This is a genomic window from Nitrosomonas sp., from assembly GCF_019635155.1.
Classification (GTDB): Bacteria; Pseudomonadota; Gammaproteobacteria; order Burkholderiales; family Nitrosomonadaceae; genus Nitrosomonas.
The window spans coordinates 85827-108746 of record NZ_JAHBZY010000003.1; the positions used below are offsets into that span (position 1 = coordinate 85827).

Annotated in this window: 19 protein-coding genes and 1 riboswitch; of the genes, 14 read left to right on the forward strand and 5 right to left on the reverse strand. The window is 46.4% G+C overall.

Annotation, left to right across the window (positions count from 1 at the left end):
* The first annotated feature begins 21 nt into the window (after positions 1 to 21).
* The 5 genes from KF839_RS03300 to KF839_RS03320 all read left to right on the forward strand — a co-directional run bounded on the left by KF839_RS03300 (position 22) and on the right by KF839_RS03320 (position 4848).
* Positions 22 to 804, forward strand: a complete 783-nt coding sequence (locus tag KF839_RS03300) for a TatD family hydrolase (RefSeq protein WP_292916403.1) — start codon at positions 22 to 24, stop codon at positions 802 to 804.
* Positions 788 to 1441, forward strand: a complete 654-nt coding sequence (locus KF839_RS03305) for an ankyrin repeat domain-containing protein (protein ID WP_292916404.1) — start codon at positions 788 to 790, stop codon at positions 1439 to 1441. Before KF839_RS03300 ends, KF839_RS03305 begins: the two co-directional genes overlap by 17 nt.
* A 28-nt stretch (positions 1442 to 1469) precedes the next feature.
* Complete coding sequence (locus KF839_RS03310) at positions 1470 to 2213, forward strand: SDR family oxidoreductase (RefSeq protein WP_292916405.1); 744 nt, start codon at positions 1470 to 1472, stop codon at positions 2211 to 2213.
* 21 nt (positions 2214 to 2234) lie between these two features.
* Positions 2235 to 3356 carry an alanine dehydrogenase gene (ald, locus tag KF839_RS03315; RefSeq protein WP_292916406.1) on the forward strand — a complete coding sequence of 374 codons (1122 nt, stop codon included), beginning with the start codon at positions 2235 to 2237 and terminating at the stop codon, positions 3354 to 3356.
* 157 nt (positions 3357 to 3513) lie between these two features.
* A complete protein-coding gene (locus KF839_RS03320; RefSeq protein ID WP_292916407.1) occupies positions 3514 to 4848 on the forward strand; it encodes a DUF3422 family protein in 1335 nt (444 codons plus the stop codon).
* A 102-nt stretch (positions 4849 to 4950) separates the two neighbouring features.
* On the opposite strand, the gene KF839_RS03325 is transcribed toward KF839_RS03320, so the two are convergent.
* Together KF839_RS03325 and KF839_RS03330 are read right to left on the reverse strand one after the other, a co-directional pair.
* Entirely contained in the window at positions 4951 to 7137 is a 2187-nt protein-coding gene (locus KF839_RS03325) for a cytochrome-c peroxidase (protein WP_292916408.1), read from the reverse strand.
* A gap of 181 nt (positions 7138 to 7318) precedes the next feature.
* Entirely contained in the window at positions 7319 to 8146 is an 828-nt protein-coding gene (locus KF839_RS03330) for an FxDxF family PEP-CTERM protein (protein ID WP_292916409.1), read from the reverse strand.
* Between the two features lie 162 nt (positions 8147 to 8308).
* Positions 8309 to 8388, reverse strand: a riboswitch (cyclic di-GMP riboswitch).
* 303 nt (positions 8389 to 8691) lie between these two features.
* Here KF839_RS03330 and KF839_RS03335 point away from each other — a divergent pair.
* The 4 genes from KF839_RS03335 (at position 8692) to KF839_RS03350 (ending at position 15436) form a co-directional block, all read left to right on the forward strand.
* Positions 8692 to 9486: an FxDxF family PEP-CTERM protein gene (locus tag KF839_RS03335; RefSeq protein WP_292916410.1), complete on the forward strand. Its 795-nt coding sequence runs from the start codon at positions 8692 to 8694 to the stop codon at positions 9484 to 9486.
* A gap of 879 nt (positions 9487 to 10365) precedes the next feature.
* A complete protein-coding gene (locus KF839_RS03340) occupies positions 10366 to 12675 on the forward strand; it encodes an acyl-CoA dehydrogenase (protein WP_292916411.1) in 2310 nt (769 codons plus the stop codon).
* 332 nt (positions 12676 to 13007) lie between these two features.
* Complete coding sequence (locus KF839_RS03345) at positions 13008 to 14846, forward strand: AMP-dependent synthetase/ligase (RefSeq protein ID WP_292916412.1); 1839 nt, start codon at positions 13008 to 13010, stop codon at positions 14844 to 14846.
* A gap of 179 nt (positions 14847 to 15025) precedes the next feature.
* Positions 15026 to 15436 carry a helix-hairpin-helix domain-containing protein gene (locus tag KF839_RS03350; protein ID WP_292916413.1) on the forward strand — a complete coding sequence of 137 codons (411 nt, stop codon included), beginning with the start codon at positions 15026 to 15028 and terminating at the stop codon, positions 15434 to 15436.
* A 27-nt stretch (positions 15437 to 15463) separates the two neighbouring features.
* Here the strand turns inward: KF839_RS03350 and KF839_RS03355 are convergent, their stop codons facing one another.
* Positions 15464 to 15988: a SixA phosphatase family protein gene (locus KF839_RS03355; RefSeq protein ID WP_292916414.1), complete on the reverse strand. Its 525-nt coding sequence runs from the start codon at positions 15986 to 15988 to the stop codon at positions 15464 to 15466.
* A gap of 60 nt (positions 15989 to 16048) precedes the next feature.
* On the opposite strand from KF839_RS03355, the gene ppx reads away from it, so the two are divergent.
* The 3 genes from ppx to dapD all read left to right on the forward strand — a co-directional run bounded on the left by ppx (position 16049) and on the right by dapD (position 19746).
* A complete protein-coding gene (gene ppx / locus KF839_RS03360) occupies positions 16049 to 17536 on the forward strand; it encodes an exopolyphosphatase (protein WP_292916415.1) in 1488 nt (495 codons plus the stop codon).
* Positions 17537 to 17697: 161 nt separating this feature from the next.
* Positions 17698 to 18903, forward strand: coding sequence for a succinyldiaminopimelate transaminase (dapC, locus tag KF839_RS03365; RefSeq protein WP_292916416.1), 1206 nt, complete (start codon positions 17698 to 17700; stop codon positions 18901 to 18903).
* A gap of 21 nt (positions 18904 to 18924) precedes the next feature.
* Positions 18925 to 19746 (forward strand): 2,3,4,5-tetrahydropyridine-2,6-dicarboxylate N-succinyltransferase, encoded by an 822-nt coding sequence (gene dapD, locus KF839_RS03370; RefSeq protein WP_292916417.1) that lies wholly within the window; start codon positions 18925 to 18927, stop codon positions 19744 to 19746.
* 56 nt (positions 19747 to 19802) lie between these two features.
* On the opposite strand, the gene KF839_RS03375 is transcribed toward dapD, so the two are convergent.
* Positions 19803 to 20138, reverse strand: a complete 336-nt coding sequence (locus KF839_RS03375) for a BON domain-containing protein (RefSeq protein WP_292916418.1) — start codon at positions 20136 to 20138, stop codon at positions 19803 to 19805.
* A 156-nt stretch (positions 20139 to 20294) separates the two neighbouring features.
* Positions 20295 to 21281: a tRNA (adenosine(37)-N6)-dimethylallyltransferase MiaA gene (gene miaA, locus KF839_RS03380; protein WP_292916419.1), complete on the reverse strand. Its 987-nt coding sequence runs from the start codon at positions 21279 to 21281 to the stop codon at positions 20295 to 20297.
* 161 nt (positions 21282 to 21442) lie between these two features.
* Between miaA and KF839_RS03385 the strand changes: the two genes are divergently transcribed.
* Together KF839_RS03385 and KF839_RS03390 are read left to right on the forward strand one after the other, a co-directional pair.
* Positions 21443 to 21637 carry a twin transmembrane helix small protein gene (locus KF839_RS03385; protein ID WP_292916420.1) on the forward strand — a complete coding sequence of 65 codons (195 nt, stop codon included), beginning with the start codon at positions 21443 to 21445 and terminating at the stop codon, positions 21635 to 21637.
* Positions 21638 to 21686: 49 nt separating this feature from the next.
* The gene (locus tag KF839_RS03390; RefSeq protein WP_292916421.1) at positions 21687 to 22913 is read left to right on the forward strand and encodes a BaiN/RdsA family NAD(P)/FAD-dependent oxidoreductase; all 1227 of its coding nucleotides are present in this window, start codon (positions 21687 to 21689) and stop codon (positions 22911 to 22913) included.
* Positions 22914 to 22920: the final 7 nt, after the last annotated feature.

Here is a 22920-nt window from a genome sequence, read left to right on the forward strand (position 1 = left end):
ATATAATGATTTCTGAAAATTATGTTTATTGACTCGCATTGTCATCTCGATTTCCCGGATCTTGCCAAAGATCTGGACGCCTTATTACAGAATATGCAACACAACCAAGTTACCCATGCACTGTGTGTCAGTGTCAATTTGCCGGATTTCCCGCGTGTGCGGACTCTGGCGGAAACCCATGTCAATTTGTTTGCTTCGGTGGGTGTGCATCCTGATTATGAAGATCAAATCGAACCACAAGCCGATGAGCTGGCTGATTTAGCCAGGCACCCGAAAGTAATCGCGATCGGGGAAACAGGGTTGGATTATTTTCGTTTGCAAGGCGATCTGGAATGGCAGCGCGAGCGCTTTCGCCAACATATCCGGGCGGCCCGTAAAATCAATAAACCTTTGATCATTCATACGCGCTCGGCGGCTGCCGATACGTTACGCATTATGCAAGAGGAAGGCGCGGATCAAGTGGGTGGAGTGATGCATTGTTTTACAGAAAGTTGGGAAGTCGCGCAGCAAGCCATTGCAATGAATTTTTTCATATCATTTTCCGGGATTGTAACTTTCAAAAATGCCGTTGCATTGAAAGAAGTTGCTAAGAATATTCCATTGGATAGAATGCTGATTGAAACCGATTCACCTTATCTTGCACCGGTGCCTTTCCGCGGCAAGCAAAACCAACCGGCTTTCGTCCGGCATGTGGCGGAAGAAATTGCGCGGATACGAGCGGTAAGCGTTGAAGAGATTGCGAATGCGACGACTGACAATTTTTTTAACTTATTTAAACTTTCCAAACATGGCATACCCAATTAATTTACAGACAATCTTACGATTCGCTGCAGTACTGTTTATTTTGCTATCGAACAATGTATCCGCCGGAATTCAAGAAGATTTTATATGGGCGGTGGAAAGGGGGAATTTATCCGAAGTTTCCCGGTTACTGGAAAAGGGCGCCAATCCGAACCTTCCAAACAAGGAAGGCTATACGCCGTTAATGATCGCGGCGCAGGAAAAGAATTTTAAAATGGCTGAATTATTGATCGAGGTGGGAACGCAACTGGATCTGCGCAATCATTTTGGCGAGACTGCAATTATGCTGGCAAGCTATCAAGGTCTTACGGAAATGGTTAAATTGCTGTATATCAGAGGCGCTGAAATTAATCATGGCGGTTGGAACCCATTGATTTATGCTGCTTCCGGAGGTCATTTGGATACCATGCGGGTGCTGCTGGGCGGTGGCGCCGATATTAATGCCACTTCGGATAATGGATCGACGGCTTTGATGATGGCTGTCAGGGGCAATCATTTAAAGGCGGTTTCTTTTCTGCTCAGTCATGGCGCGGATCCCAAAATAACCAATGAGCAGGGCGATAATGCATTGAGCTGGGCGGAAAAGCGCGAACATGCCGAGATTGCCAACTTTCTCAGAAACTATGGAAACTCCAAATAATCGTTTACATTAATTTGATACGTTGATCATGCGGCCGTTACTCGGAAAAGTTGCGATTGTAACCGGTTCTTCGCGGGGAATTGGCGCGGAAATTGCCTTAACGCTGGCAAAAGCGGGGGCAACCGTGGTGATCAATTATGCGAAAGATAAGCTGGCCGCTGAGGAAATCCGTACCGCCATTATTGAAGCTACCGGCAGTGAGTGTATCGCCATCCGAGCCGATGTCAGCAATCCTGATGACGTAAAACAGCTTTTTGATCAAACCATCGAGCATTTCCAGCAGATCGATATCCTGATCAATAATGCCGGTATTCTGTTGTTCAAGGAAATCTCGGAAATTCATAACGATGAATTCGATCGCATTATCGACATTAATCTCAAAAGCGTTTTTTATACTTTGCGTGAAGCTACCGAAAAACTCGCGAATCATGGGCGGGTCGTTACCATTTCCAGTACTGTAACGCGGCTGATGTTGCCGAAGTATGGCGTATATGCGGCGACCAAAGCTGCGGTGGAACAGTTGACTCGCATTTTTGCGCGTGAAATGGGTAAACGTGGCATCACTGCCAATTCGGTTTTACCGGGTCCGGTCGATACCGAATTATTCAGGACAGGAAAAACCGCTGTGGATATCGAACGCATGGCGGCGATGGCGGCATTGGGACGGATTGGAGAAAGCGGTGACATCGCGCAAGTTGTTTTATTTTTGGCGAGCGATGAGGCGCGTTGGATGACGGGGCAGAGTATCGGTGTCAATGGCGGTATTATTTAACGGATAGCAGGGGAGAGACGGATGCTGATCGGCGTACCCAAAGAAATTAAAATACATGAATCCCGGGTTGGGTTGACACCAACGGCAGTTCGCGAATTGGTCGCCAATGGTCATCAGGTCATGGTGCAGAAGGAGGCCGGTTCACAGATCGATTTAAGCGATGACAAATATCGATCGGCCGGTGCTGTTATGGTTGACACGCCGCAGGAGATATACGCGCAGGCCGGGCTAATTGTCAAAGTGAAAGAACCGCAACCTTCCGAGATTCCTTTGCTGCGGGACGAACAAATTCTTTTCACCTATTTGCATTTGGCACCGGATCCCATACAAGCCAACGGATTGATGGAATCGGGTTGTATTGCGATTGCTTATGAAACTGTGACCGATCGCTTTGGTGGTTTACCATTGTTGGCGCCGATGAGCGAGGTGGCCGGAAGAATGGCGATTCAAGCGGGTGCGCATGCTTTGGAATTGGATCAAGGCGGTCGCGGGATGTTGCTTGGCGGGGTATCCGGTGTGCCTGCGGCACGCGTCGTCGTTATTGGCGGCGGCGTTGTCGGCACCAATGCCGCACGGATTGCCATGGGCGTGGAAGCGCATGTCACGGTATTGGACAAATCGATTCATCGTTTGCAGCAGTTGGATTCTCAATACGGTTCGAAAATAAATACCGTTTTTTCCACGGTGGATACTTTGGAAGAGCATGTCTCAACGGCCGACTTGGTCATCGGTGCTGTCCTGGTGCCCGGAGGGACGGCACCCAAGCTGGTGAGCCGCGAGTTGGTCAGCCGCATGAATCGCGGAGCGGTGCTGGTCGATGTCGCGATCGATCAAGGCGGCTGCTTTGCAACCTCCAGACCGACTACATTGGCCGATCCGATTTTTATCCGCGACGGTGTGGTGCATTATTGCGTTTCCAATATGCCGGGAGCGGTGGCGCGCACTTCGACATTTGCGCTCAATAATGCCACATTACCGTTTGTAATCGCACTTGCAAACAAAGGATACCGCAAGGCGTTGCTGGATGACGTACATTTGCGCAACGGCTTGAATGTCTATCGTGGCCGGATCACCTATGAAGCGGTTGCGCAAGCATTGAAGTTAAACTACTCACCCGCCCTTGAAGTGCTGGCGTCCGAGTAAATGATACATATGGAAGTTTTCATTTAAAAATTGCACCATCAGAGCTGCAATCCAAAATTCGATCGAGTATCGATAACGGTGATCAGGTACTCAGTTTTTTGACCGCATAACGGATCCTTGCTACATTCAGACCTCAAATCTCATTCAAATTGCTTATATGTATTCAACGATTGATTCTGATGTTATCGATTTGTTGCCTGATAACGATCCGCAGCGTATTTTGTTGCATAACGAAGTGCATGCCCGTCCCAGTCAGCGCATCCGGTTGCCTGCATTGGTTATTTATGTGGTTGTCATCAATGACGGCATTTCACGCGAGCAAGAATGCGAGCATCTGCGGCGGCTTCCCGGGCAGCAAGGTTTGCTGTCCGAACAATTGCAAAACAATTTCTTGCGGTTGCGATTGCAAGGTTATTCGTTGCGATGGGAGCGTCATACAGAATTTACCCGCTATTCATTGGTGCAGTATTTACCGGATGAAGCGCAATTGGGTGCGACAGATCCTGAATTGCTGTCATGTTTGGCGTTGCCACGCGATTGGCTGGCGGATATTCCGGGACGGACATTTGCAGCGGTGAAACTTGCGATGGTTCAAGGCAATTTGAATGCTCCCCATGAATTGCTCAAGCAATCGCGGCAGTGGTTTGGTGGAAATCCGATAGTCGCTTCGCTGATCGGCAGAGAAGAACACTCACTGGCAGTGACGGATTTTATGTTGCGCCCCAGCGGATTTGAGCGCTTTTTGGTGATTATGTCAGCCGATGCATCCGAGACGCGTGCAGGGCGTGTTTCACAGCGACTGCTGGAAATTGAAACTTATCGGTTAATGGCATTACGCGGTTTGCCGGTGGCAAAGCGTCTCATCCCGGAATTGACCAGCGCCGAACAGCGATTAGCCGAAATTACCGCGCGGCTGGAAAATAAAGGCGCTTCGGATCAGGAATTACTGGATACGCTTATTTCTTTGGCCGTGCGCATCGAGCGGGCAACGGTTGAACATGCTTATCGCTTTGCAGCGACGCAGGCGTATTACAAATTGGTGATGCAGCGGATAACGGAATTACGCGAGACGGCTACACCCGGCACGCAGACCATCGGGGAATTCATGCAGCGGCGGTTATCTCCGGCGATCAGCACGGTGGAAGCAACCGCGAAACGGCTCAATTATTTGTCAGCGCGCGTGTCACGCACCAGCTCGTTGTTACGTACGCGCGTCGATATTCTGGCGGAAACACAAAATCAGCAATTGCTGGAGAAATTGACACGCGGGCAAGCGTTGCAACTAGGATTGCAAAGTACTGTGGAAGGCTTGTCGATTGCAGCGATTTCGTACTATGTGATCAGCTTGCTGCTGTATGTTGCCAAAGCGGGCAAAGCAGCGGGATTGCCAATCCACCCGGAACTGGCGACCGGGTTGATGATTCCGGTGGTGCTATGGGTCGTATGGCGAACGACACGGCGTATTCACGACAAGTTTTTCAAGTTGCATTGATTCCGTTTCAATGAAGACCGGTTTCCGGAAAGACAATGCCTTTCGATGGTTATCGAAAGGCATTGATATTTTTCCAGGAATTTCTGTCAGTATTCGAAGAGGTTAGTGCAAATAACGTTCGAAAGGCATGACAGGACTCGAATTTCCTTCGGCGCCGACAGCAGGAATGACCATCCATTCATCCGCAGCCAGTGCGCTGCTGATCGGATTGCTGAACGAATTGCCGCTATGACCATGCGGTATTCTGATCTCCGGATGATCAAACGGTGCTCTTTCATACCGCACGCGATCGTCTGTCAGACTCTTCAGAAAATTGAGCAAATCTTCGCGGTGTTGTGCGGATAATTGCAACTCAGGTTGTGAAAAAACCTTGCCGAAATCTTTCGGTGGCGTTACGAAATTACCACCTCGAATGTAAAATTCCAACACTTGCTCCAGTGTCGCCATGCCACCGTTGTGCATGTAAGGTCCTGTCAATTCGATGTTTCTGAGAGACGGAATTTTATAGGAACCTTTGGCGGCGCTCAAAAGACGTTTTCGACTGGGTTTCGCCAATTCAGCTTGAGCAGCTGCTACCGTTGGAATAAAAGTGCCACTCGGATTAAAACAACCTTCGGTGCTTTGAAATTGTTTTTGTATGCCGTCCGATCGTGTGAAAAGCAAGGGATGCGGCTTGTCGCGATCGATTGCAATAGCGGTATCAAGATCGCATGGCCGTACATTGACCACGAAAGGATCAACCAACGCTGATAGGTTACCGGCCAGTAATTGGATGTATTGATCGGCAAATGACAGAGGATTGCCGAAAGGATCGGTTGTACCCAGTCCTGGATCGTTTTCCACCGGTGTTACGCCGGTGCCGGCAAATCCGGTATCCTGAAACATCATGCCGCTGGTCAAGGGCAAATAGGTCAACACATTCAAGGTGCTGATGCGAAACAGGTCGTTTCCAAAGGCATGCGGGTTGGTTTTTTGCAAAATGCTGTTGGTGATGACTGCGGAAGCAGTGAAGTTAGGGCCGATATGGCAAAGCGCGCAATGTGCATCGCGAAAGAAATCCAAGCCGCGCTGGGCCGATTCACTCAACCCGATCGGCTCACCATGCTCGTCGACTTCACTGCGATCGAATGGAGAGTCATCGGAAATCAGCGTAGTCATATACATCTGCAACGATAATCCAAAGAACATGGCGAAATTCGCCTCTGTCTGACTGTAAGGGATCGCATGACTGACTGAAGATGCGGGCGGGAAACCAAATCGTTCATTAGGCGTGTCATTCCAGTATTTTGGATGAAATGCTTTTTTGATCATTTGGTAATACCGGGCTTTCAGGCCCTTTTGCAGATTATTGGGAGTGCTCTGAGCCAAACCACCCAGTACGCTGTCATTCCAATGGACTTGTTGATGTTCCAGCGGTCTGCGGTAAAACAACTTGCGGCCGAGCTCAGGGAAGGTCCGTCCTTTGCAGCTCATTTCGAAATCATCGAGCGGTGGTGCGACGGAAACGGACGCAAGTGACGAATTAATCAGCTGGAGCCGCTTCCTGGTGAATGATCCATCGGGATTTTTTATCCATACACCGGCGTTCGGGTCACGATCCCCCCAGGGGCTGCTGCCATTAAAAATATTATTGGCACGACCATCCCAGAAGCTGCGGAAATTAAAAACGGCATTAATCACTGTCGGCGTGTTACGCGGTTCAACCTTGCGAGCGCTGATAGAGCCGATATGAAAAACCGGATCAACACTACGATCACACACATCGTTCATTTCCTCGAATGCTTCAGCATCCCGATAGGTGCCGCCGAAAGTGCCTGCCGATGAAATCACATCATTGTTGATGTAGACCGGAGCACCTACGGGGCTCATGGGATCATCGGTTTGGAAAAATGGAAAATCGTTTTTTCTCAACTCGGTATAAGGCCCCATCAAGCTTCCATCACGGGCCTGTGAAAATTCCTTGGGCAGTTCGCTGTTTCTGCCGGTGGGTGAAATCGAACTTTTAGTGCGGCGATCGGTGCCGGCATGATAATGGCAGCTGGCGCAAGCGATGCCGTCGCTTCCTACATTGGTATCCCAGAATAAAGCTTTACCCAAAGCGATGGCGCTTGCTTTGTCGATGATGATCGGATTATTGCCGTCCAACAAACCGGGTACTTCAGGAACCGGCGCGCCTTTCAGAGACGTGGGCAGTGGTCCGAAGTCGGCGTGCAAGACTGAGCTGGTCAGCAATATCAGACAGCTTGCTGTCAGTAACTGGATGCCGTATTTTTTAATAGTTTTTAGCATGAATTGAATTCCTCGCAGTTCAATACCCCGGCATTTCCGCTGTAAATATTGCTTGCTAACTGATATAAAGAAAGCAACCGATTCGAATTCTTGCGAGAACAAAGCCGAGTGTACTTTTTTTAGGTAAAAACGGGGGCGATGTTGCTACCCCCGTTTCTCCCGTGGCTAAATGTTCCGCTGCTTAGGCTGTAGCCTGAATCGCAGCTTTGTGATGCTTACGCATACGCCATCCGACCAAGCCTAAGCCGGCCAGCAGCATCGCCCAAGTTTCGGCTTCCGGTACCGCACTGACGGTCAGTGTATAAGCGCCACCGGCGGACGTGTGATCCGTGCCGCCGACATATACCGTATACCAGCCAGGCGCCAGGTCGTTAAATGCAAGTGATGCGGTATGCGCACCAACGCTGCCGCCAATACCGTTCTCAAAGGTGTTGGTCAGGCTGACATCATGAGCGCCGTTTAAAATGCTCTCGCCCCAACCGGTATCGGTCGTGTGTGAAGGACCTGAAACCGCATATCCCAGGGTTTCCAGCACATTGCCGCCTTGACCATTGGCCATCCAGAGCGTGCCGTCATCACCCATTGCACCGGTTGCATTGAACGAATGCGGGGTACCGAAACCTGCCAAGCTGATTTCCGAGCCGAAACCTTCGGTACCGCCATCAAACGGATTCGCGCCGGTTGCCCACACGGTTACGCCAGGTACAAATCCTGAACTGCCGTTAACGGTTACGGTGACATCACCCAAACCGGTATTCTGGAAGACAAACCAATCACCGGTGTGCGCCCATGCGGAATAATTCAAACTCGGGTTATCGGAATAAGCGCTTTTCAGTGCGCTTTCATCGACAGAAATAGTCTCGCCCGGGCCAACGATATTGTCACCGCCGGTCCAAGGTTTAGGAGCTACCGCATCGGCAGCATAAACATTGCTGCTAACCAGTGCCACAGCGGAAACAATCGCGAATGAGACCAGCGAGCTGGTTTTGTTGTAATATGATTTTTGCATATTTAATTTTCTCCAAAAAATGCATTAGTTTGTTTTCAAGGCGCCGTCGATTGTTTGCTGCTTTGGGAAACGGCCAATTGACAGCGCCTCTTTTTTGAATGACATTCTGAGAATGAATTGGGATCATACGCAGTTCATTTCAGAGACTCCCCATCATTCGAAGGAGGCAACCAGGCTATCTTCGTTGCAAAGACCCTGCGGTTTTCCGGACTTGCCTTGCGGCAAGGGTGGCTATTCTTACGTATCTCTATTGTCTTTTAAATTCAGAAAAAAACAATGCGACAAATTGTCGCGCCCTTGCGAATAACAAATCATATTGACTGATGAAGGTGAGTCATCATTCATTAATTCATTGTTCCAATTGATTTAATGAATGATGGAATTGATAGAATTAATCGGGGGAGCATGCGGTGGTGCGACAATTTACCGCATTGACCCCTTAAAAGCTTTGATAAATACTGCGGGCGCGTTGGCCGACGTCAGGTGCGGGATATAGGAATATTTCCGCGTTTTTAGATGATCAAATTAGTATTTTCAGGGTCTTTATGAAAAATAAATCAATCAATAAAACATTAAGATACGCATTATTATTCGCGGGTCTGACTTCTCTGCCTGCAATGGCTCATATCAGCTATGGCGGCCGTGATTTCGGATCATTTACGGGAACTACCGCGGCATCAAGTACCATCAGCAATCAAGCCGCTACCGGCTGGCACGGCTGGATTGACGGCACCGATGCCGATTGGGGCGATTCTCATCGTTTACGGGCATTTAGATTTCATCTCGATAATGATGCCGATGTTCAAATATCCTTCAAGGAGCAAGTTTGGGGTACCGCACTTGGCGGAATCATGCCCGGTTTCACTGTTTACAAGGGACTGGCGCATTTGGCACCACTTGCTGCGGATTATGACACTGCACCCGGATCGGTAGCGATCCGCGATACTGACAGCGGTGGTGCAGTCACCGAAGGTTCGTTCAGAGCATTGAATGATTGGAGGATTACCAACGATAACGATGATCCGGCCAGTGTCTTTACCTACGTTGGCCATGCTTATGACGGCACGGGTATTGATTACGGTACCGGTGTAATCTCTGGCGCTGACGGCCTGGCCGATCACTCGGTATCGAAGGTTTTTCATTTGGCAGCCGGTGATTATTCAATCTTTGTCGGTGGTACCGATTATTTCAATGATGCTACACCGTTTCCTTCGTTAGGCATCGAAGGTATGGTGGCGGTTGTTCCGGAACCTGAAACCTACGCAATGTTATTAGCTGGTTTAGGTTTGCTGGGTGTCAGTGTTAGCCGCCGCCGGTCGATTCAAAACGAACGCGTGTGATTTGAAAAGCACTGCAGGGAGTGCTGAAAATTTTCGACTTACAAGCTGCAAATTTAATGGAAGAGTGATCATGCAACCTATCCATGATAGGTGAATTTCAGCATGTTTCCGGATAATTGCTTGCGTGGAAATTTTCAGTATCTTCCCAGTGGGTTACAGTGGGTTAGTATGTATTTGAAGTTTACCTTGTATCGTGTTCAATCTACCTCCTGAGCATGATACAAGGCTTTTGCTGTTCAGATTGGAAAAAAGTACTTGCTCGCGAAAGTTCGATCGAGTGACTTTCAACAAAGCTGCCAGAAGTGAGCTTTCCATAAGCTACGCAAATTAATTGCAATAATAATTTTCCAGCGGTGTTATTCCAAACAGTGTGTGTTGGCAATTCATGGGTGTAATATAGATTCATGATTCAATTTGTCATATTTCCATAATTCTTTAATAAAATTAAATGATTAGGAAAAATAAATACGGATTTTTCTACCGGAAAACCCGGGTAACTACAAAATATATCCTGCCGAGCTTGTTGTGATCGAATAAGTATCTGATAAACTCAAGCGAATACATCAATGTATGGCCATGAACGGCATTTTCTGAATACTGCAAGCAGTGCTGGAAATTCTCACATTCAATGAGTTATCCAGCACTTGGTAAAACAAGTGTCACCGTCAGTATTCGGCACAGAATGACCGAAGGTGTCTAAATTTCACAACAATTGATTTGAAAAACTTCTGCATTAAAGTAGGGGTTTGAGCGAATATCATGTAAATTCGAGACTGTAAGTTTTTTAACAGAAGCTGGATTCAATTCGGATTCGGGTTTGCGCAATCGGAAGGCTAAGTTTGTCACTTTTAGGCTTCTCTTTCTACGGGGAAAATCATCATGCTCCTGTTTCTCTTCTATGTCTTCTTGTTTCTTGCTGTAACCGCAGGTTTGGTTTTGGGAATTCCTGCGATTCGCCGTTTTTTGGTTACCGGTCCGTTATTAAAGGTTTTTCGCAAAATGTTGCCGCAGATTTCGCAAACCGAGCAAGAGGCTTTGGATGCCGGGACTGTTTGGTGGGAGGGCGATTTATTTAGCGGTAAACCGGATTGGAAAAAAATGCTGGCTTACCCCAAACCGCAATTGACTGCGGAAGAGCAAGCATTTTTGGATGGCCCGGTGGAAGAATTATGCGCAATGCTGGACGAATGGAAGATTACTCATGAGCTTAAAGATTTACCGCCGGATGTATGGCAGTTCATCAAGGATCAAGGTTTTTTCGGATTGATTATCCCCAAACAATATGGTGGTTTCGGTTTCTCGGCGTTAGCGCATTCAGAAGTGGTGATGAAAATTGGCTCTCGCAGCGGCTCGGCGGCTGTAACGGTGATGGTGCCGAATTCGCTGGGGCCGGCTGAATTATTGCTGCATTACGGGACTGATAAGCAGAAAGAGTACTACTTGCCACGCCTTGCTAAGGGACTGGAAGTACCTTGTTTTGCTTTGACATCCCCGCACGCCGGTTCGGATGCCGGTTCGATGCCGGATTTTGCGATCGTTTGCCGCGGTGAGTTTGATGGAAAATCCGATGTGCTCGGCATGCGGGTTACTTGGGAAAAACGCTATATCACCTTGGGTCCGGTTGCAACCATTCTGGGATTGGCTTTCAAATTATATGACCCGGATCATTTACTGGGTGGCGAAGAGGATTTAGGTATTACCTTAGCGCTAATCCCAACCAATACCTCGGGTGTTCATATCGGGCGCCGGCATTATCCTTTGAATGGCGCATTTCAGAACGGCCCGAACTGGGGTAAAGAAGTATTCATTCCGATGGATTGGATTATCGGCGGACCGGAAGGTGTTGGCCAGGGGTGGCGCATGCTGATGAATTGCCTTGCCGCAGGTCGATCGATTTCATTGCCGGCAACCAGCGTTGGAGCCGCAAAATTGGCGGCTCGTACCAGTGGTGCTTATAGCAGAGTGCGTACTCAATTTAAAGTGCCTATCGGTTATTTTGAAGGCATCGAAGAAGCTCTGGCGCGGATTGGCGGAAATACCTACATGATGGACGCGGCTCGTGTGATGACCGCCGGTGCTGTCGATTTGGGTGAGAAACCATCGGTAATATCAGCGATTGTTAAGTATCATTTGACTGAACGTGGCCGCCAGGCGATTAACGACGCAATGGATATTCATGGCGGCAAGGGGATTTGCATCGGTCCGCGTAACTATCTCGGACGGACGTATCAGCAAATTCCGGTGAGCATTACGGTTGAGGGCGCCAATATTTTGACGCGCAATATGATCATTTTCGGTCAAGGCGCGATTCGTTGTCACCCGTATTTGTTAAAAGAAGTCAATGCGGCGCATGACAGCAATTCAGACCGGGCTCTATTGGCATTTGACGAAGCACTGGTCGGTCACGTCAAATTTACCTTCCGCAATATTGGCAATAGCTTGGTGTATGCGCTTGCTGGCAAATACATCAAGACCAATGCGCCGGATAATTGTGCGCCGGAAACGGCCGATTATTACCGCCAATTGGCGCGATTCTCCGCCAGCTTTGCTTGTATCGCCGATATCGCGTTAATGCGGCTGGGTGGTTCGCTGAAGCGCAGGGAGCGATTATCCGCGCGATTGGGTGATATTTTGAGTATGCTGTATTTGTGCTCGGCAACTTTGAAGCGATTTGAGGATGATTATCGCCCGAGCGCCGATTTGCCGTTGCTGCATTGGTCGATGCAAGATGCGCTTTATCGTCTGCAGCAGGCTTTGGATGAATTCTTGGACAATTTTCCGGCACCTGCAGCCATAGTTTGGTTCTTAAGGAGATTAATATTTCCGTTGGGTAAATACTGTAAACCGCCTACCGATGCATTAACACACGAAGTGGCCAAACTGATGATGGAACCGGGTGCTGTGCGCAACCGGCTGACGCTTGGAATCTATCTGCCGACAAAAGATCGGGAGCCTTTGGCGGATTTAGAGCAAGCATTGCAGTGCGTGATCGAGTGCGGTGCTATTGAAACTAAGCTGCGGCAGGCGATTAAATCACATAAAGTTACCGAATATGGCGATCAGCAGATTGCGCAAGCCTTGCTGCACGATATTATTACTGCTGAAGAAGCGGATCTTTTGAATAAATTGATTGAATTGCGTGACCGAGTCGTGAAAGTGGATGATTTTTCTCCGGATCTGGGTGTATAGTGAAAAATCTATCGCGATGCGACCAGAATGATTCGGAGATAAGCAGATAGAAGCAACTGTAGGGTGCAGCAAAAAAGCATAATCGATGCCGAAGCTGCGATTGATATTGCTAAGATATTGAATGATAAGAATTCATAAGAACAAGGAAAACGCTGATTAATCGTTTACGTAATGAAATTGCTGTTTGGCTGATATCTTGAAAATTGCCTATCTGAATGATATGCCTCGTTTTCTGTGTTTCATCCTTCTTGTATTTTGATTGCTCGGCAAATCAGTCAGTACTTTCCGAAGTATTGTGAACTACTGTAATCCGTTGTCCGAGGTTTTAAAAAATGAGCGCTACGCAACTTGAACATGACGGGATGATCGGGATTATTCCAGTGGAGGAAGCTAAAACACTGGATGGTCTTTTTAATGAACGGGTGCGGCGTACTCCGCACAAGCCGGCTTATCGCTACTTCAATCCAATCAGTGAAGAATGGGCGGATTATAACTGGGAGCAAATGAATCAATTCGTGGCGCGCTGGCAAGCCGCTTTGGAAAAAGAATCGCTGGCGCCTGGTGACCGTGTGGCGGTCATGATGAAAAATTCTCCGGAATGGGTAATGTTCGAGCAAGCGGCATTAGGTCTCGGATTAGTGGTGATCCCTTTATATACGGATGATCGCGTTGAGAATGCCGCTTATGTGATTAATGATGCTGATGTTAAAGTTTTGCTATTGGAAAATGCACACCAATGGCAGCAATTCCTAACCATTCGAAACGAAATCGAGGGATTGCAGCGGGTCGTTATTCTTCATCCTCTCGAACCGGATTGCGTTGATCCATGCGATTCTGTCCGAGTGATTGCCGCGAAAAGTTGGTTATCGGTGCGTGCCGGTGCCGTTAAACATATTCCTGTTGATTCGCATGCACTTGCGACGATTATCTACACCTCCGGAACATCCGGTCGGCCTAAAGGCGTCATGCTGAGTCATCACAACATTCTGTCCAACGCCGCAAGTTGTTTGCAAGTGATTCCGGTGTTGGCGGATGATTGTTTGCTTTCTTTTTTGCCGCTGTCACATACGTTTGAGCGTACTTCGGGCTACTACGTGCCGATGATGGCTGGGGCGATGGTTGCGTATGCGCGTTCGATTCCGCAATTACAAGAAGATTTATTGACGATTCGTCCGACTTTGTTAATTTCCGTACCACGTATTTATGAGCGGGTATTTTCGGGTATCCGCGCCAAGCTTGCGGAAGGCTCCGGTTTGGCAAAGTGGTTATTTAACTTTGCTGTGAATGTCGGTTATAGCCGATTTGAGTGCCAGCAGGGGAGAGGCAACTGGAAATTCTCGCATTGTCTGTGGCCATTGTTAAAGCAAATGGTGGCCAATAAGGTACTAAGCAAACTGGGCGGACGCTTGCGCTTCGCATTGAGCGGCGGCGCTGCATTATCGCCGCAAGTTTCGCGTGTCTTTATCGGACTGGGTCTACCCGTTCTGCAAGGATACGGTATGACTGAGAGCAGTCCAGTCGCTTGCGCTAATAGACTGAACGATAACATGCCATCAAGTGTTGGAGCGCCAATCCCCGGTGTGGAAGTAAAACTTGGAGAGAGCAATGCGCTGCTTATTCGCGGGCCCAATGTAATGCTGGGTTATTGGAATAATCCGGAAGCCACGGAGGCAATCATTTCTTCCGATGGCTGGTTAAATTCAGGAGATATCGCATCAATTGATGAACAGGGGCATGTAACCATTACGGGGCGTTTGAAAGAGATTATTGTATTATCGACCGGCGAGAAAGTACCTCCTGCTGATATGGAAGCAGCGATTTTGCGTGATCCGATATTTGAGCAAGTAATGCTGGTTGGTGAAGCGCGCTCTTACCTAAGCGTTCTGGCTGTTTTGAATAGAACCCTATGGCAGGATTTTATGGCACAACATGGCTTTGATGGCAATTTGACCAGCAATCAACAAAAACAGCAATTGGAAGAATTTCTACTGGAACGGATAGCGTTACAAACCAGTGAGTTTCCAGGGTATGCCAAAATACGCAGAGTAGCGGTGATCGAAGAATCATGGAGTGTGGAGAATGGATTACTGACACCGACGCTCAAGCTAAAGCGCGGAAAAGTTTTCGAGAAGCACAAAGCGGATATTGATCAATTATATGCTGGACATTAGCGGTCTATCGCGTTATTTATTCGTGCAGAAAATTCTGTAAGCAGGAAATCACTGGTTTAAATGTTGAAAATTTTGACTCGAATCCACTCTACAAAGTAATGCGAGGAGTGAGCGCAGGAGTATCGAATCGAGCATTTGAATATGATTGAGTTTTTCATGAAAAACACAAGGAGTCTGTCATGGAGAAGTTAACGGACGTTGCCGGTATCGGTCCGGTAACGGCAAAATTGCTGCTGGATCATCAAATCAAAACGGTAGCGGCGCTTGCTGCCGTTAAACTGATAGAACTACAAAAGATTCCGGGATTTGGAGGTGAAACGCGCGCTCGAGCGGTTAAGCAAGCGGCTGCAGATTACTTAAAAGAACAAAGACCTAAGCCGTTGGCTGCGAGAAGCGATCAAACGCAAACTCCTGCCGTGAAAACAACACGTAAAGAAAATGCCGCGAGCAAAACCATAGCGGCGATCGAACCCGAACAACCCAAAGCAAAAAAGAAGAAAAAAAAGAAAAAAGACGGTAAAGAAAACACAAAAGATAAAAGTAAAAAAGGTAAGGATAAAAAGAAAGGTAAAAACAAGAAAAAATCCTGATTGGCGTGAAGCGCACTTTTTATTGGATTAGTGGCTCGTGCTTCGTAATTCCTTGGGTCTGATGAGATACGATAAATGCGCTTGGCAGGGGTCGGTGGTAATCGGGTTGTGATCGTAGTCAAGGATTGCAATTGCAGCAGCGGTCAAAATTTTACCGCTTTCATTGATGGGTGGCGGGTCTTTTGAAAGATGGCAAAGCAGTTGTTCAAGGCCGGGATTATGAGCAATGATGAGCAAAGTTTGAGTATTTAGGCGATGATGATTGATGATGGCAATCAAGGCATCCAGCGAGGCTTCATAGATGGCAGACTCCCAAATGATCTGTGAATAAGGAATACCTAATTCTTTCAGGACAAGCTGGCCGGTTTGTCGTGTTCTTACCGCTGGCGAACAAATGATCCGATCTAAGTGAAATGGCTGTTGTTTTAACCACTTTCCCATTTGGATTGCAGCTTTTTGCCCGCGCGCGGTTAAAGGGCGCTCAAAATCAGTACAGTGTTTCTTTGTCCAGTCCGACTTGGCGTGACGCATTAGAATCAGTCTATTTTTCATTTGTTAAAGATAATATAGCTTTTAGTCATTCAATTCACCGGTATTGAGAAAACACTTATCATGGATGAATCCTACGCAGCAGTTGATTTAGGTTCCAATAGTTTTCATATGATCGTCGCTAATTTAATCGATGGTCAACTGCAGGTTATTGACCGGATGAAGGAAATGGTCAGATTGGCAGCAGGTTTAAACGACCAACAGGAGTTGTCAAAGGAATCCATGCAGCAAGCGCTGGAGTGTTTGCAACGGTTTGGCCAACGCATTCGCCAAGTTCCTCATTTAAATGTTCGTGCTGTCGGAACCAATACATTGCGTCAAGCGAGAAATGGCAGTGAATTTTTAACGAAAGCTCATGCTGCATTAGGGCATCCGATTGAGATCATCGCTGGACGTGAAGAGGCGCGGTTGATTTATTCGGGAGTTGCGCACAGCTTGTATGATGAAGTTCATAAACGATTGGTAATCGATATTGGCGGTGGGAGCACGGAATTGATTATCGGTCGCGGGTTTGACACATTCTATATGGAAAGCTTGTATATGGGATGTGTTAATGTGGGGCAACGGTTTTTTGAAGACGGCAAAATAAAAGCGAAACGAATGCGTAAGGCGGTATTGTTTGCGATGCAGGAACTGGAATCTTTGGAGGCTGCGTATAAGAAAATGGGCTGGGATTACGCATTGGGATCTTCCGGTACGATAATGTCGATTGGTGAAGTATTGCGGGAGCAGGGGTGGTGCGACTCGGGCATCACTGCGGATGCATTGACGCGCTTGATGGATACTTTGATTGCAATCGGAGACAGTGCCGCGATCAATTTCACCGGTTTGCCCGATCGCAGAAAACCGGTATTTGCGAGTGGTGTAGCAATATTGGTCGGTGTTTTTGAAGCATTGAAGTTGGATAAAATGGAAATTTCGGAAGGCGCCTTACGTGAAGGCTTGCTCTATGATCTGATTGGTCGTGAGCATGACGAAGATATTCGAGATAACACCATCTTGGCAGTCGTTCAGCGTTACAGTGTCGACGTGGAGCAGGCTCAACGTGTGCGGAAAGCCGCTGAGAATTTTTTTGTTCAAGTAAAAGATGACTGGGGATTGAATAAAAAGACAGATCTGAAATTATTGTCATGGGCGGCGCTGATTCACGAAATCGGATTGTCTATCGCGCACAATCAATATCACCGTCACGGCGCTTATCTGGTCGGCAATTCCGATTTGGCCGGTTTTTCCCGTCAGGAGCAAATGAAATTGGCGCTGCTTGTTCGTTGCCATCGACGCAAATTCCCGTTGGAAGAATTTGAAACGTTTCCCGCTTCAATGCGGATTACCTTGATAAGACTCTGTATTTTGTTACGGCTGGCGGTTGTATTGTATCGGAGCCGTCCTAATGATAGTTTGCCGGAAATAAAAATTAACGTGGAAAACAATAAAGTAAATCTCCACTTTCCACCGGGTTGGTTTGAACAGCACCCGCTGACTTTGGTTGATTTAATGACAGAGCAGGGCTTCTTACAAACTGCCGATTTCAAATTAATGTTTGACGAATAGTCAATTTCTTCAGCCGCAGAATGTGAGTGCATATTTCCAGTGTTTGTCGGAACTTCAATCGGTTGGTCATCCCGCTATAACCGTTTATAATTCGTACCAATTCAATTGACTTGAATCGATCGATAGAAAAGCTTTTCCTCAAATATTTTGCTTACAATGGAATGAATTCAAAACTAAATTTACTGCAGCCCTATCCATTCCAGAAGTTACGGTATTTGTTTGAAGGATTAGAACGGAACATTGATTTGCCACCGATCGAATTACAGATCGGCGAACCCAAGCATCAAACACCGGATTTTATTCGTCGCGCTTTAGCGGATAGCTTGGATGGATTGTCAACTTATCCGACGACATTGGGGATACCCGCTCTCCGAAATAACATTGCGACCTGGATCCAACGGCGCTTCAATTTGCCGGAAATCAATCCGGAGACTGAGATTATTCCTGTCAACGGTAGCCGGGAGGCGTTGTTTTCCTTTGCGCAAGCAGTGATCGACAACGATGGTGTTCGTCCGGTCGTTGTTTGCCCTAATCCGTTTTATCAAATTTATGAAGGCGCTGCTTATCTTGCAGGCGCGACACCGCATTTTCTTAATACGCTGCCGGAGAATCGTTATCAACTGGATTTCTCACAGTTAAGCGATGACGTATGGGCGAGAACGCAGCTTATGTACGTGTGTTCACCCAATAACCCGACCGGGAGTGTTATGACGTTGGATGAATGGCGAAAAGTTTTTGCATTGTCGGATCAATATGGATTTGTCGTGGCCGCAGATGAATGTTATTCGGAAATTTATTTTGATGAAGCGAACCCTCCGCTGGGCGCTTTGGATGCTGCCAATCGGTTGGGACGTAAGGGTTTTCCACGTTTGGTGGTATTTAATAGTTTGTCGAAACGTTCTAATGTGCCGGGATTACGGTCTGGCTTTGCTGCCGGTGATGCCGGGATATTGGAAAAATTCTTGTTATATCGAACCTATCACGGCTGTGCAATGAATCCGGCTGCGCAAGTTGCCAGCGCAGCAGCTTGGAACGATGAGGCTCACGTAGTGGAGAATCGTTGTTTGTATGCGCAGAAATTTTCTGATGCAATTTCGCTGCTTTCTGGTGCGATTACTGTGCAAAAGCCGGATGCCGGTTTTTATTTATGGCTTAAAACACCGGTCAGCGATACTGAATTCACTAAAAGGCTTTATCAAGATTATAATGTGACCGTGTTGCCCGGTAGTTATCTTGCTCGTGATGCGCATGCTGTAAATCCGGGTAGAAATTTTGTGCGAATTGCGCTTGTTGCTTCGCCGCAGGAATGTATCGAAGCGATGAACAGAATCAATAGCCTGTTGACCGAATTAGGCGGAAACAATTGAATTTTATAACTAGGAAATAATATGACCGAATTAAGAACCATCATTGAAGAAGCTTTTGATCGCCGGGCCGAGATTACGCCACGAAATGTGGATGCTAGCTTGAAAGAAGCTGTGACGCAAGTATTGTCGATGCTGGATAATGGCAAACTGCGCGTGGCTGAGAAAATTGATGGCGATTGGATTACACACCAATGGATTAAGAAAGCCGTATTGCTATCATTTCGTATTGAAGATAATAGCTTTATTAAAGGCGGATTCTCCAACTATTTTGACAAAGTGCCATCGAAGTTCGCGGATTATAGTTCCAGGGATTTCCGCGATGGCGGTTTTCGAGTCGTACCGCCTGCTGCCGTAAGAAAAGGTGCTTTTATTGCAAATAATGTGGTGCTGATGCCATCTTACGTCAATATTGGTGCGTATGTCGATGAAGGTACAATGGTTGATACTTGGGCGACAGTCGGATCTTGCGCGCAAATTGGCAAGAATGTGCATTTGTCCGGAGGCGTCGGTATCGGCGGTGTGTTGGAGCCTGTTCAGGCCAATCCGACAATCATCGAAGATAATTGTTTTATAGGCGCGCGCTCAGAGATTGTGGAAGGCGTTATCGTCGGAGAAAATTCGGTGATTTCAATGGGTGTGTATATCGGTCAAAGTACTAAGATTTACAATCGAGAAACCGGAGAAGTGTTATATGGACGAATACCTCCAGGTTCAGTTGTCGTGTCAGGTAATTTGCCGGCGGAAAACGGAAAGTATAGTTTGTATTGTGCCGTGATCGTCAAACAGGTTGATGCCAAAACCCGCTCAAAAACTGGAATTAATGAGTTATTACGAGGAATCTGATTAATTCTGCCATCTGGAAATATTAAAAATCCCCGTACGGGGATTTTTAATATAAGCTATCGAATTGAAACTTGATTGTCGACTTTCTTGACACCATCGGCGATCCAAGCGTGCATATTGATGCGCGTAATTTGATCTTCGTTCGCCGCAGTGCCGGTTAAAGTAACATTGCCGTCTTTAACGTTAATATCGATATTGATTCCGCGCAAATCAGAATCGGTTTGCACAGCTTGTGCGATACGCGCATAAATAGTCGAATCATCAAAAACAGCACCTGCCGGTGGCGCAACCCACGATGGATGAGTTTTTTCTGCATAATTTTCACATCCAATCAACAGTAATGTGCTGAAGAGTAAAAGGATGAATGCAACTACTTTAGATTGGTTAAACATAATGATTTTTCCTATCGGTAATTTAATGTTTCTGGTCAGTAAGTTAAATAAAAATTACAGTTTCCTTATTGTTTATCGATTTCAATCCAAGGCGATTTGTCTCAAATCATAACCTTTCAGCTTGTTAATCGACAAGCGAACGTGTTGAATACCTTTTTAAGATGATTGCTTAGTATGACTCAGATGGGCCGGTATGGCGGTATCCAGAAAGTTTTTGATTTGTGCTGCTAGGCTCTTCTCTAAACAATCGAATTCGAATAGTTTATCAGTCGTTTTCATGCTTCGTAACCAAGTGAGTTGACGTTTAGCTAACTGGCGGGTGGCTGCTATTCCCATATTAGATAATTCATTGCGATCAATGACATTATCCAAAAAAAGACATGCTTGACGATAACCGACGCAGCGCATTGATGGTGACTCGAGATTCAGCCCGGGAAATCGTTGTCGAATCAATCGGACTTCATCAATGAATCCTTGATCAAGCATTGTTCCAAAGCGCTCCGCTATTCTTTGATGTAATTGAGTACGATCACTAGGAAGAAGTGCGATGCGGATCGTGCGGAATGGAAAATCGGATTGTCGGGGTGATTGTAAAATTTTCGACATGGGTTGTTGAGTGAGATGACAGACCTCAAGCGCACGTTGAATTCTTTGACTATCGGTTGGTTTGATCCGCATGGCAGTGACTTCATCCAATTCGGATAGTTTGCGATGCATGGCAGGCCAACCGATTTCTTTTGCCATTTCTTCCAAGCATTGACGGAGTTTTATATCGGCCGGCGGCAGATTCGAAAGGCCATTTTGCAATGCCCGGAAATAAAGCATGGTTCCACCCGCGAGTAATGGAATCTTATTGCGTTGACTGACTTCATGCATGATGCTCAATGCATCCTGCCGAAACTGAGCGGCGGAATATCTCTGATCCGGATCAATAAGGTTGATAAGGTGGTGAGTAACCCGGGTTAATGTTTTGGGATCCGGCTTGGCCGTACCAATATCCATATATCGGTATATTTGCGCGGAATCAACGCTGATAATTTCGACAGGGAAACGATCGGCAATTTCTAGAGCAATCCGGCTCTTTCCGCTTGCCGTTGGCCCTAATAAGAATATAGCGGGAAGTAAATTAGGCAAATGTTGCATCGATTAATGATTGATGGAGAAAAAATCAAGAAGTATTACCATTATGATTAACCAAATAATAGTTGTCTGAAATAAGGAAAACGATGGCAAGAAAATAGTCATTGGACAAATTCTAAAACTCAGCTAAACTTTCAAGAAATTTACTTTTGTGGAAAATACCATTGAAGATCTTCGCCATTACATTATTTGTAATCATTGTATATAGTTTGGGTTCGGCACTTTATTACATGTTTAAAGACAAAGGGAACTCAACCCGTATGGTCAAATCATTAAGTATCCGTATTGGATTGTCGCTTTTTCTTTTTATTGTGATGATGATAGCAACTCGGTTGGAAATGTTGGCTGAATCTGAGTAAAAATAGCTTTTCTTTGTTTAATAAAAATTCAAATACATTCCGCAATTAAATGCGGCCGCAGAGGTTCTCCAAAGATGTGGTAATCATCGGAGCAGGTGCAGCTGGAATGATGTGTGCAATCGAAGCTGGGAAGCGAGGGCGTCGAGTACTGCTAGTTGATCATGCTCGAAAAGTCGGTGAAAAAATCCGCATATCGGGCGGTGGACATTGCAACTTCACTAATCGTTATGTCAAATCGGAAAACTATATTTCCAGTAATCCAAATTTTTGTCGTTCAGCACTAGCTCGTTATACACCTCAGGATTTTATCGCGCTGATCAAGAAACATGGTATTCATTTTCATGAAAAGAAATTAGGGCAATTGTTCTGTGATGGGAAATCTCAGCATATCATCAATATGTTACAGAATGAATGCTTATCCGCCGGGGTTGATTGGCAAATGCCATCGCAAGTACAAAAAATAGAGTATTCGTTCGCTAATAAAGAAAATGAGTTTTCCAATCATAAGTTTAGTATAACAACAGAAAGAAATTGCATTGAAGCGCACTCTCTTGTTGTTGCGACGGGTGGGCTATCCGTACCACAAATTGGCGCAAGTGCGTTGGGTTATAAAATTGCTGAACAATTTGGTGTTCCTGTTATTCAATTACGGCCTGCGTTGGTGGGTTTAACTTTTGCAGGCGAAGATTTTGCAGAATTTAAAAATATTCCAGGCATTACGATTGATGCTGAAGTCAACTGTAATAATGCTTCTTTTCGTGAAAATATTTTATTTACACATCGCGGTTTGAGTGGCCCGGCTATTTTGCAAATTTCCTCCTACTGGCAACCTGGGCAGATGCTAGAAGTAAATCTTTTTCCTGAGCAGAATTTGCAGCAATTATTCTTTGAGAATCGTAAACGAGAAGTGATTTTGCCTAATTTATTAGCGCGTTACTTACCCAAGCGTTTTATAAAAATTTGGTGTTCAAAATTATTTTCTAATATGTTAGTTTTTTCTCAACCGATGTCCCAGTATCGTGGCAACGAGTTACATTATATTGCCGAGAAACTCCATAGATGGTCAATTGCTCCCAGCGGAACAGTTGGCTATAAAAAAGCAGAAGCTACAGCAGGCGGTATTGATACTCGTGAATTATCATCAAAAACAATGGAATGTAAGCATGTGCCGGGTTTGCATTTTATTGGAGAAGTCGTAGATGTTACGGGACAGCTGGGAGGATATAATTTTCAGTGGGCGTGGTCATCCGGTCATGCAGCTGGTCAATTTGTGTAATTTTTCA